Here is an 11,928-nt window from a genome sequence, read left to right as displayed (position 1 = left end):
GCCGGATCCTCAGCGATGCAGCCACATGCGCAGCGCCGACAGCAGCTGCTCGGTATTGACGGGCTTCGCCAGGTAATCCGACGCTCCCGCCTCCAGGCATTTCTCCCTGTCGCCCTTCATTGCCTTGGCCGTCAGCGCCAGGATCGGCAACCGCCGGAAGCGGGGCTCCGAGCGGATGACCTGCATCGTCTCGTAACCGTCCATCCCGGGCATCATGATGTCCATCAGCACGATCGCAACCGAGGGTTCGTTGTTGATGACGTCAATGGCTTCGCTGCCGGTCGTCGCGGTCAGAACTCTCATGCCGCGGCGCTCCAGCACGCTGCTGAGGGCGAAGATATTGCGGGCGTCGTCGTCGACGAGCAGCACGGTTTCGCCGACGAGATCCTCGTCCGAACTATGCAGTTCCCGCAACGTCGCCTGCTTTGCCGCCGGCAGATCGGCGACGACCCGGTGCAGGAACAACGCCGTCTCGTCGAGAAGCCGTTCGGGGGACTCCACACCCTTGACCACGACGCTGCGGGCCATGCTGTGGAGCGTCGCGTCCTCCTCTGCAGAGAGCTCCCTGCCGGTGAAGACGACCACCGGCACCTCGCCGATTTCGACATCGTCGCGTATCTGCTCCAGCACGTCGAAGCCCGACATGTCGGGAAGAGAAAGATCGAGCACCACGCAGTCGGCGGAATTGCGACGCAAAGCGGCAAGCGCCTCGGATCCGGAGCCGACGCTGGTGATGTCGATGTCGTCATGTCCGAGAAGCGCAGTGACGCTCAAGCGCTCCGCCTCGTCGTCTTCCACGAGCAGCAACTGCTTGCGGCGCGGCTCGGCATAGGCCTTCAGGCGCGACAGCGCCTTGCCGAGGCCTTCGGGCGTCGTCGGCTTGCTCATGAAGGCAAAAGCGCCGCGCGTAAGTCCATGCTGCCGATCCTCGTCCAGACTGATGATCTGCACCGGAATATGCCGCGTCTGCGGGTTCTGCTTGAGTTGGCTCAGCACCGTCCAGCCGAGCATATCAGGCAGGAAGATATCGAGCGAGATCGCCGATGGCTTGTAATCCTGCGCGAGCGTCAACGCATCGCTGCCGCGCATCGCCACCAGCACCTTGAACCCGTTGTCGCGGGCGAGATCGACCAGGACGCGGGCGTAATGCGCGTCGTCCTCGACGACGAGCAGCACCGAGTCGCCGGCCTCTATCCGGTGACGGTCGTCTGCGACGTGCTCGGCGGGCTTTTCGGCGCGGCGGCTTGCCGCCGCCTCGGCGAATTCCACGACATTTGCCGGCGGAACCGGCCTGGGTGCAACCGCACCGGCGCCGACATAGGTCAGCGGCAGGTAGAGCACGAAGATACTGCCGACGCCCGGCGTGCTGCGCAGCTGGATCTCGCCGCCGAGCAGGTTTGCCAGTTCGCGGCTGATCGCCAGCCCGAGGCCGGTGCCGCCATATTTGCGGCTTGTCGAGGCGTCCGCCTGCTGAAACGCCTCGAAGATGATACGCTGTTTTTCCGGTGGAATACCGATGCCGGTATCGACGACCTCGAAGGCGATCACCGATGGCGCGTGCCGGAGCGAGGGATGATCCGACGACCAGCCGCTCGTCGCCGATGCAACGCGAAGTGTCACGCCGCCCTGCGCGGTGAACTTGAAGGCGTTCGACAACAGATTCTTGAGGATCTGCTGGAGCCGCTTGGAGTCGGTGATGATGCTCTTCGTAACATCGGCGCCGACCTCGACCTCGAAGGACAGGTTCCGCGTTTCCGCTTCGTGCCGAAACGGTCGCGCCATCACTTCGAGCAGGTTGTTGACGAAGATCTCCTCGGCATCGACCGAGACCGTTCCGGACTCGATCTTGGAAAGATCGAGAATATCGCTGATGAGGTTCAGCAGATCGGTGCCGGCGCCATGGATCGTCTTGGCGAACTCGACCTGCTTGCCCGACAGGTTGCCATCGGGGTTTTCTCCCAGCTGCTGGCCGAGGATCAGGATCGAGTTCAGCGGCGTGCGCAGCTCATGCGACATGTTGGCGAGGAATTCGGATTTGTATTTCGAGGTCAGCGCCAATTCCGCCGCCTTTTCTTCCAGCGCCCGCCGGGCCTGCTCGATCTCCTGGTTCTTCGCCTCGACTTCGACGTTGCGTTCCTCGAGCTGCTGCGCCTTCTGCCCGAGCTGTTCGTTGGTCTGCTGCAGTTCGCGCTGCTGCGTCTGCAGCTCGGCGGCGAGCTGCTGCGATTGCTTGAGCAGGCCTTCGGTCTGCATGGTCGCTTCGATGGAGTTGAGAACGATGCCGATCGATGTCGTCAACTGGTCGAGGAAAGAGAGCTGCAGCTCGGTGAAATCGCCTGCGGAGGCGAGCTCGATCACCGCCTTCACCTGCCCCTCGAAATGCACCGGCAGCACGATTGCGCTTCTCGGCAGGGTGGTGAACACGCCGGAGCTGATCGGTACGACATTATCGGGCAGATCGGTGACGAGGATGCGGCGGGCATCGCTCGCACATTGGCCGACCAGGCCCTGGCCAAGGTCGAGTCGCGGCGGATGCGCCGCCTCGCCCCCTTGCGCATAGACCGAGAGCAGCGACAGGAAGGGTTGGCTCTCGTCGGCATCCACCTGATAGATGACGCCCTGATGGGCGCCGACCAGCGGCGCCAGCTCCGACAGCAGCATCTTGCCGACCAGCGTCAGGTCGCGCTGCCCCTGCAGCATGTTGGTGAAACGCGCCAGGTTCGTCTTCAGCCAGTCCTGCTCGGTGTTGCGCTCGGTGGTGAGCCGCAAATTGTCGATCATCGTGTTGATGTTGTCTTTGAGCTCGGCCACTTCGCCACGCGCATCGACCTTGATCGAGCGTGTCAGGTCGCCCTTGGTGACGGCGGTCGCCACTTCGGCGATGGCGCGCACCTGTGTCGTCAGGTTGGCGGCGAGCAGGTTGACGTTGCCCGTCAGATCCTTCCAGGTGCCGGCCGTGCCCGGCACGTTCGCCTGGCCGCCGAGGCGGCCTTCTACGCCCACCTCGCGCGCCACCGTGGTCACCTGATCGGCAAAAGTGGCAAGCGTGTTGGTCATGTTGTTGATGGTTTCGGCAAGTGCGGCGACTTCGCCCTTGGAGGCGACGGTGAGGTTCTGCTTGAGATCGCCGTTCGCCACCGCCGTCACTACCTTGACGATGCCGCGCACCTGCTCGGTCAGGTTGGCGGCCATGACGTTGACGGTGTCCGTCAGGTCCTTCCAGGTGCCGGCGACGCCCGGCACCTGCGCCTGGCCGCCGAGCTTGCCCTCGGTACCGACCTCGCGGGCGACGCGCGTCACTTCGCCCGCGAAAGCGTTCAACTGATCCACCATGGTGTTGATGGTATTTTTCAGCTCGAGGATTTCGCCCTTCACGTCGACGGTGATCTTGCGCGACAGATCGCCGCGCGCCACGGCGGTCGTGACTTCGGCGATGTTGCGAACCTGGGTCGTCAGATTGGCGGCGAGCAGATTGACGTTGTCGGTCAGGTCCTTCCAGGTGCCGGCAACGCCGGGAACGACGGCCTGACCGCCGAGGCGGCCGTCGGTGCCGACTTCGCGGGCAACACGCGTCACTTCGCCGGCAAAGGAACGAAGCTGATCGACCATGGTATTCAGCGTGTCCTTCAACAGCAGGATTTCGCCGCGCACGTCGACGGTGATCTTGCGCGACAGGTCGCCATTGGCGATCGCGGTCGCCACCTCGGCGATATTGCGCACCTGTGCCGTCAGGTTGCCGGCCATCGAGTTGACGCTGTCGGTCAGATCTTTCCACGTGCCGGCCACACCGGAAACCTGCGCCTGACCGCCAAGCTTGCCTTCGGTGCCGACTTCGCGCGCCACACGCGTCACTTCACCGGCGAAGGCATTGAGCTGATCCACCATGGTATTGATGGTGTTCTTCAGCTCGAGGATTTCCCCTTTAACGTCGACGGTGATCTTGCGCGACAGGTCGCCGCGCGCCACGGCGGTCGTCACTTCGGCAATGTTGCGGACCTGGCCGGTGAGGTTGGAGGCCATGGAATTGACGTTTTCGGTCAGATCCTTCCAGGTGCCTGCGACACCCGGCACCTGCGCCTGGCCGCCGAGCTTGCCTTCGGTGCCGACTTCGCGGGCGACACGCGTCACTTCCGAGGCGAAGCGGTTCAGCTGATCCACCATGGTGTTCAGCGTTTCCTTGAGCTCGAGGATTTCGCCCGAGACCGACACCGTGATCTTCTTCGACAGGTCGCCATTGGCGATGGCGGTCGAGACTTCGGCGATGTTGCGCACCTGCGCCGTCAGATTGCCGGCCATCGAGTTGACGCTGTCGGTCAGGTCCTTCCAGGTGCCGGCGACGCCGAGCACATTGGCCTGACCGCCCAGCCGGCCTTCCGTGCCGACCTCGCGCGCAACGCGCGTGACCTCGCCGGCAAAGCCGTTCAGCTGATCGACCATCGTGTTGATCGTTTCCTTCAGCTCAAGGATTTCGCCCGAAACCGGAACGGTGATCTTCTTCGACAGGTCACCCTGGGCAACCGCTGTCGCGACTTCGGCAATGTTACGCACCTGGCCGGTGAGGTTGGAGGCCATGGAATTGACGCTGTCGGTCAGATCCTTCCAGGTGCCGGCCACACCGCGCACGTTTGCCTGGCCGCCGAGCCGGCCTTCCGTGCCGACCTCGCGCGCCACACGCGTGACTTCGCCGGCAAAACCGTTCAGCTGGTCGACCATCGTGTTGATGGTTTCCTTTAGCTCGAGGATTTCGCCCGAAACCGGGACGGTGATCTTTTTCGACAGGTCGCCATTGGCGATGGCGGTCGAAACCTCGGCGATGTTGCGCACCTGCGCCGTCAGGTTACCGGCCATCGAGTTGACGTTTTCGGTCAGGTCCTTCCAGGTGCCGGCGACGCCGCGCACATTGGCCTGGCCGCCGAGCCGGCCTTCCGTGCCCACTTCGCGGGCGACGCGCGTCACTTCCGAGGCAAAGGCGTTCAGCTGGTCGACCATCGTATTGATGGTTTCCTTCAGCTCGAGGATTTCGCCCGACACCGAAACGGTGATCTTCTTCGACAGGTCGCCATTGGCGATCGCGGTCGAGACCTCGGCGATGTTGCGCACCTGCGCCGTCAGGTTCGAGGCCATGGAATTGACGTTGTCGGTCAGGTCCTTCCAGGTGCCGGCGACTCCCGGCACCTGCGCCTGGCCGCCGAGCCGGCCCTCGGTGCCGACCTCGCGCGCCACGCGCGTCACCTCGCCGGCGAAGCCGTTGAGCTGATCGACCATGGTGTTGATGGTTTCCTTGAGCTCCAGGATTTCGCCCGACACGTCGACGGTGATCTTGCGCGACAGGTCGCCGCGCGCCACGGCCGTTGTCACCTGGGCGATGTTGCGCACCTGTGCCGTCAGATTGCCGCACATGGCATTGACGCTATCGGTCAGATCCTTCCAGGTGCCGGCGACACCCGGCACCAGCGCCTGGCCGCCGAGCTTGCCTTCGGTGCCGACCTCGCGGGCCACGCGCGTCACTTCCGAAGCGAACGAGCGCAGCTGGTCGACCATGGTGTTGATCGCTTCCTTCAGCTGCAGGATTTCGCCGCGCACGTCGACGGTGATCTTCTTGGAAAGGTCGCCGTTGGCAACGGCGATCGTCACTTCGGCGATGTTGCGCACCTGCGCCGTCAGGTTCGACGCCATCGAATTGACGCTTTCGGTCAGGTCCTTCCAGACGCCGGTCACCTCGGGCACCTGCGCTTGGCCGCCGAGTTTTCCGTCCGTGCCGACCTCGCGGGCCACACGCGTCACCTCCGAAGTGAAGACGCTCAGCTGCTTGATCATCGTGTTGACGATATCGGCCGAGCGCAGGAATTCGCCCTTGAGCGGCCGGCCGTCGACGTCGAGCGGCACGGTCTGCAGCAGATCACCCTTGGCAACAGCGGTGATCGTGCGCGTCACCGCCGTCGTCGGCCACAGGAGATCGTCGATCAGGCCGTTGATCGATCCTTCCATCTCGGACCAGGACCCATCGGAAAGGCCGAAGCGCACCCTTGTACTCGTTCGTCCGGCGCGGCCGACGACCTGGCCGACATGTTCGAGCTGCTGGGCCATGCGCTGGTTGGCGGCAATAATGTCGTTGAGGGCGTCGGCGATCTTGCCGGTGACGCCGGTGAGATCAGAGCGCATCCGCACGGAGAAATCGCCGCGCCTGACCGCGACCAGGACCTCCAGAAGCGCGCTGGCGTCATCGAACGCCATGGTTTTGTGGTCGGGCCCAATGAGGCTCTCTGCCGCGGCGTCGTCACGCGCGAATTCGCTGGTTTGGTTGCTCACGAAAGTCCCCCTCTTCGACGACTGGTAATTTAGTGCTCAACTTGAAAAATGGTATGGGCCATCCCCGGTAGAGCTTATCATGATTTATCATTCAAAATGAACTTAATAGCTGCATAAACCCAAAGCCCATGCAGGCAGCCGGCTTTGCAGTTTTTCGCGCAGGCTGGAACCGTTCTCCGCCGACCGTCGTTTCGGTCCTGACAATGGAGAGCGACATGTCGAACGTCTCAAGGACCGGCAAGGAAGAGATCAACAACGCCACCAGCCCGACCACCTTTGGAAAATCGGTCGAAAGCCAGGCGCAGATGCAGGATGCGGCGACGGAAGCCTCCACCGATGCCGGCGATGAACTGCTCAACATCTACCGGCTGGAACCGATTGCCGCCCCCGATGATCCAAGATGGGACAATTCCCCCGGCCATGGCATCGTCGTCGTGGCCGCCAGAACGCCTGGTGATGCCAGGATCGTCGCCGCGGCGCGCGAACTCGATTTCATGGAAGTGGATGCGGCGCCCGCCGAGGATGTGACGACGGCCAATGCCAGTGCCTTCCGCGATGACAAGCTCTATACTGTCATCGAGATCGACCGGAACAGGCGCGATGTCAAACGTGGCATCGTCGAGGGTACGGTCTCGGTCGACACGATCCGGTCGGTTGAACCGGATTAGAGCACGCCTCTTTCATTGGAGTTCTCATGAATACCGCCAACCTGCAGCTCAAGGGCCTGATCATGGCGATGGCGTCGATCTGCGACGCAATCGTGGAAAAAGAACTGCTCACCCACCAGGAACTCAATGCGGCGCTCGCGAAAGCGAGGAAGGCCGTTGAGGACGATGATGACCACGAGTTGTCCGATGCCAACCGCGCCGCCATCCTATTTCCCATCCGTGTGCTGATGCTTGCGGATGAGGCAAACAAGCGAGGCGAACGTTTCACGTTTTCGGACTACGCCAAGGCTGTGGGAAAACTGACCTGACGATGTTTAACGGCTTTGCCCTCGACATGGTCGACATCGGCCCGGGTTCGCTGCGGGTCCGCCACGGAGGCTCGGGGCCTGCCGTTCTTCTCCTCCACGGGCATCCCCGCACGCATATGACCTGGGGCAGGACGGCGGAATTGCTGTCACCGCACTTCACGGTCGTTTGTCCCGATCTTCCCGGCTTCGGCCGCTCCTACCAGCCACCTGACACTCCCGATAGCAGCAATTCCTCCAAGCGCGCCAAGGCTCACGCACTCATTGAGCTGATGAGGCGATTGGGGCACGAAAGCTTCTTCGTCGTCGGCCACGATCGTGGAAGCCTGACGGCGTTCCGGATGGCGATTGATCATCCCGCCTGCGTGCGCAAGCTCATCGTCGTCGACGGCCTCCCTGTTATCGAGCATCTCGAACGCGCCGACTGGAAATTTGCCCGGGACTGGTACCACTGGTTCTTTTTCGCCCAGCCGAAAAAGCCTGAACGAGCGATCTCAACTGATCCCTCGGCATGGTACGACAAGCTCTCGCCCGGGCTGATGGGTGAGGAAGCTTACGACGATCTCATCGACGTCATTCACGATCCGGCTGTCGTCCATGGTATGATCGAAGACTATCGCGCCAGTCTCAGCATCGATCATCACCATGACCGGGAGGACCGCGATGCCGGCAGAAAAGTGACGTGCCCCACGCTATGCCTCTGGTCATTGCGCGACGACCTGCAACAGATCTATGGCGATCCCATCCTCATCTGGCGAAACTGGGCCGAGGACGTGCGGGGTTTCGGGATAGACAGCGGCCACCACGTGGCCGAGGAAAATCCGGATGCACTCTCGCAGGCGATCCGGGCATTTCTTGAAGCTCGTTAATGGTCCCGTCAGTTGGCTTCATATCGTCGCTAACATGACAGTCTGCCGCCTCTTTTCGAAAATCCTTGTTGCAATTCAGTCGCAATTGCAGAATAGATAAAAAGAGGCTCATCGGCAGTAACTGCATATGCGTCGCATTTCCTCGGGAAATTCGTTTCCGGCCGTCGCGCCGAACGTTGTTTCTGCCTTACGAATACACCAAGGCAGTCTTAATTGCCGGGGAGGGCTCGCGAGGATGGATGAAGCAAAGAAGGGAATATTCATGCTTAGTTGCCTAAGACGCAGAGTCATAACCGGGATGGTAGCCGTCGCCGCGCTCGGCCTGTTGGCCGACAGTGCTGCCGCGCAGGAGAAGTTCAAAGCGGTGACCACCTTCACCGTCATTGCCGACATGGCAAAGAACGTTGCCGGGGACGCGGCGATCGTGGAGTCGATCACCAAGCCAGGGGCTGAAATCCACGAATATCAGCCGACGCCCGGTGACATCCGACGGGCGCAGGGCGCCCAGATCCTCTTGTCGAACGGGCTCAATCTCGAACTTTGGTTCCAGAAATTCTACCAGAACCTGAAAGATGTTCCCGACGTCGTGGTCTCCACCGGCGTTGAGCCGATGGGCATCAGCGAAGGTCCCTATAGCGGCAAACCCAATCCGCACGCCTGGATGTCGCCGAAGAACGCAATCATTTATGTCGACAACATCCGCGACGCCTTCGTCAAATACGACCCGAAGAATGCCGAGGTCTATAAGGCGAACGCCGAGGCCTACAAGAAGGAGATCGAGGCGACCATCGCGCCGATCCGCGAGAAGCTCGGCACCATTCCCGAGGACAAGCGCTGGCTGGTGTCCAGCGAAGGGGCCTTCTCTTACCTCGCTCGCGACTTCGGCTTGAAGGAGCTCTATCTGTGGCCGATCAATGCCGATCAGCAGGGCACGCCGCAACAGGTTCGCAAGGTCGTCGATGCCGTCAGGGCCAATAAGATCCCTGCGGTGTTCAGCGAGAGCACCGTATCGGACAAGCCGGCCCGGCAGGTCGCCCGCGAAACCGGCGCCCGTTATGGCGGCGTGCTCTATGTCGACTCCTTAAGCGAAGCCGACGGTCCCACGCCGACCTATATCGACCTGCTGCGCGTCACCTCCGACACTGTCGTCAAGGGTCTTGCCGAAGGCCTGTCGCAATGAACGCGATTGCTTCCTCTGTTCTCCCCGCATCCTTGGATGCGGGGGGAGGCATTTTCGTAAGGGATGCCACGGTCACCTATCGCAATGGCCACACGGCGCTGCGCGACGCCAGCTTCCAAACACCCACCGGCACCGTCACCGCGCTCGTCGGCGTCAACGGTTCCGGCAAGTCGACGCTTTTCAAGGCGATCATGGGCTTCGTGCGTCTCGCCAGGGGCGAGATTTCGGTGCTCGGCATGCCAGTCAAACAGGCGCTGAGGAAAAATCTCGTCGCCTACGTGCCACAATCGGAAGAGGTCGACTGGAACTTTCCGGTGCTGGTCGAAGACGTCGTCATGATGGGGCGCTACGGCCACATGGGGATGATGCGAATACCGAAAGCGGCCGACCACGACGCTGTGTCCAAGGCGCTCGCACGCGTCAACATGAGCGAATTCCGCAAGCGCCAGATCGGCGAGCTTTCCGGTGGCCAGAAGAAGCGTGTCTTCCTGGCTCGTGCGCTGGCGCAGGACGGCCGGGTCATCCTGCTTGACGAGCCCTTCACCGGCGTCGATGTCAAGACCGAAGAGGCCATCGTCAAGTTGCTGCGCTCGCTGCGCGACGAAGGTCGCGTGATGCTGGTCTCGACCCACAATCTCGGCAGCGTGCCGGAATTCTGCGACCGCACGGTGCTGATCAAGGGCACGGTCCTGGCCTATGGACCGACGGACGAGACCTTTACCCAGGAAAACCTCGAGAGAGCCTTCGGCGGCGTACTTCGCCATCTCGTCTTGAATGGCTCCGGCGGCAAGTCATATCCCGTCGGCATCCTCACCGACGACGAGCGGCCGCTGGTTCTGCGGGAGGGCAAGCTGCCGACGCCCGTCCCGGCGGACGAAACCGGAGAGCAGGGCTGATGGCCGCCATTCTCGAACCTTTCACCTATGACTACATGCTGAACGCCATGTGGGTCTCGGCTCTTGTCGGCGGTGTCTGCGCCTTCCTCTCCTGTTACCTCATGCTTAAGGGCTGGTCGCTGATCGGCGACGCACTCTCGCATTCCATCGTGCCGGGGGTCGCCGGCGCCTATATGATCGGACTTCCCTTCTCGATCGGCGCCTTCTTCTCCGGCGGCCTGGCTGCCGCGGCGATGCTCTTCCTCAACCAGCGCACCAAGCTGAAGGAAGACGCCATCATCGGCTTGATCTTCTCCTCCTTCTTCGGGCTTGGCCTGTTCATGGTGTCGCTGAGACCGACCGCAGTGAACATCCAGACGATCGTCCTCGGCAACATCCTTGCAATCACGCCCGAGGACACGCTCCAGCTTGCCGTTATCGGCTTTGTTTCGCTCGCCATCCTGTTGGTGAAGTGGAAGGACCTGATGGTCGTCTTTTTCGACGAGACCCACGCCCGTTCGATCGGGATCAATCCGACGCGGCTGAAGATCATGTTCTTCACGCTGCTGTCGGCTTCGACGGTCGCCGCACTCCAGACCGTCGGCGCCTTTCTGGTCATCTGCATGGTGGTAACGCCGGGCGCGACAGCCTACCTGCTGACCGATCGTTTCCCGCGGCTGCTTGTCATCGCTGTGGCGATCGGAGCAGCGACCAGCTTCGTCGGCGCCTATGTCAGCTATTTCCTCGACGGCGCGACCGGCGGCATCATCATCGTGCTCCAGACGCTGATCTTTCTTGCCGCCTTCTTCCTGGCGCCCAAGCACGGCATGCTGGCAAGCCGGCGCAGAGCCGCGCAAGCTCTGGAGGCATCCCCATGAGCGGTCTCACCGTCCTGCTGGCGCCGTTCCAGTTCGATTTCATGATCAATGCCTTGATCATCTCGGTGCTGATCGCCATCCCGACTGCGTTGCTCTCCTGCTTCCTTGTGCTCAAGGGCTGGGCACTCATGGGGGACGCCATGAGCCATGCCGTATTCCCAGGCGTGGTCATCGCCTATATCGTCGGCTTCCCCCTAGCGGTCGGCGCTTTTTCGGCGGGGATGGTCTGCGCACTTGCCACCGGCTTCCTGAAAGACAACAGCCGTATCAAGCAGGACACGGTGATGGGCATCGTCTTTTCGGGCATGTTCGGGTTCGGCCTGGTCCTTTATGTGAAGATCCAGTCCGAGGTACATCTCGATCACATCCTCTTCGGCGATATGCTCGGCATCGGCTTCCGCGACATCGTCGAGACCGGAGCCATTGCGGCGCTGACGGCCATCATCATCGCCGTCAAATGGCGTGACCTGCTGCTGCACGCCTTCGATCCGGCGCAGGCAAGAGCGGTCGGGCTGAAGGTGAACCTCCTTCATTACGGCCTGCTCTGCCTTATTTCGCTGACGATCGTGGCAGCGCTTCGCTCGGTCGGGATCATTCTCGCCATCTCGCTGCTGATCGCACCGGGCGCCATCGCCTATCTGCTGACGCGCCGCTTCAGCACGATGCTCGCTGTGTCGGTCGCAATCGCGGTGATCACGGCTTTTGCCGGCGTCTATCTGTCCTTCTTTATCGACAGCGCGCCGGCCCCGACCATCGTTCTCCTGTTCGCTGTCGCCTTCATTGGAGCCTTCCTCCATGCCACGCGCAAGGCCGCGCAGATCGAAACCAGAGAGGCGAGCTGAGC

Annotated in this window: 8 protein-coding genes; 7 read left to right on the top strand and 1 reads right to left on the bottom strand. The window is 62.0% G+C overall.

From position 1 onward, the window contains the following. Nucleotides 1-9: 9 nt before the first annotated feature. Complete coding sequence (locus N2597_RS28300) at nucleotides 10-6,309, bottom strand: HAMP domain-containing protein (RefSeq protein ID WP_183602111.1); 6,300 nt, start codon at nucleotides 6,307-6,309, stop codon at nucleotides 10-12. Between the two features lie 203 nt (nucleotides 6,310-6,512). Here N2597_RS28300 and N2597_RS28295 point away from each other — a divergent pair, with 203 nt between their 5' ends. The 7 genes from N2597_RS28295 to N2597_RS28265 all read left to right on the top strand — a co-directional run bounded on the left by N2597_RS28295 (nucleotide 6,513) and on the right by N2597_RS28265 (nucleotide 11,926). Further along, nucleotides 6,513-6,977: a hypothetical protein gene (locus N2597_RS28295; protein ID WP_183602113.1), complete on the top strand. Its 465-nt coding sequence runs from the start codon at nucleotides 6,513-6,515 to the stop codon at nucleotides 6,975-6,977. Between the two features lie 26 nt (nucleotides 6,978-7,003). Continuing rightward, nucleotides 7,004-7,285, top strand: a complete 282-nt coding sequence (locus N2597_RS28290) for a hypothetical protein (protein ID WP_040112194.1) — start codon at nucleotides 7,004-7,006, stop codon at nucleotides 7,283-7,285. 2 nt (nucleotides 7,286-7,287) lie between these two features. Continuing rightward, nucleotides 7,288-8,151 carry an alpha/beta fold hydrolase gene (locus N2597_RS28285; RefSeq protein WP_183602115.1) on the top strand — a complete coding sequence of 288 codons (864 nt, stop codon included), beginning with the start codon at nucleotides 7,288-7,290 and terminating at the stop codon, nucleotides 8,149-8,151. 262 nt (nucleotides 8,152-8,413) lie between these two features. Further along, a complete protein-coding gene (locus tag N2597_RS28280; RefSeq protein ID WP_096763195.1) occupies nucleotides 8,414-9,331 on the top strand; it encodes a metal ABC transporter substrate-binding protein in 918 nt (305 codons plus the stop codon). Then, nucleotides 9,328-10,227 carry a manganese/iron ABC transporter ATP-binding protein gene (locus N2597_RS28275; protein WP_096763170.1) on the top strand — a complete coding sequence of 300 codons (900 nt, stop codon included), beginning with the start codon at nucleotides 9,328-9,330 and terminating at the stop codon, nucleotides 10,225-10,227. Before N2597_RS28280 ends, N2597_RS28275 begins: the two co-directional genes overlap by 4 nt. Beyond that, nucleotides 10,227-11,084: a metal ABC transporter permease gene (locus tag N2597_RS28270; RefSeq protein ID WP_143539953.1), complete on the top strand. Its 858-nt coding sequence runs from the start codon at nucleotides 10,227-10,229 to the stop codon at nucleotides 11,082-11,084. Before N2597_RS28275 ends, N2597_RS28270 begins: the two co-directional genes overlap by 1 nt. Then, nucleotides 11,081-11,926 (top strand): metal ABC transporter permease, encoded by an 846-nt coding sequence (locus tag N2597_RS28265; protein WP_077989114.1) that lies wholly within the window; start codon nucleotides 11,081-11,083, stop codon nucleotides 11,924-11,926. The genes N2597_RS28270 and N2597_RS28265 overlap by 4 nt, the downstream gene beginning before the upstream one ends. Nucleotides 11,927-11,928 lie beyond the last annotated feature (2 nt).

Origin of the sequence: Rhizobium sophoriradicis (genome assembly GCF_025200795.1) — a bacterium.
GTDB classification, from domain to species: Bacteria; Pseudomonadota; Alphaproteobacteria; order Rhizobiales; family Rhizobiaceae; genus Rhizobium; species Rhizobium sophoriradicis.
Note: the sequence above shows the minus strand (reverse complement) of the source record. Positions and strands in the feature narration are given on the sequence as shown.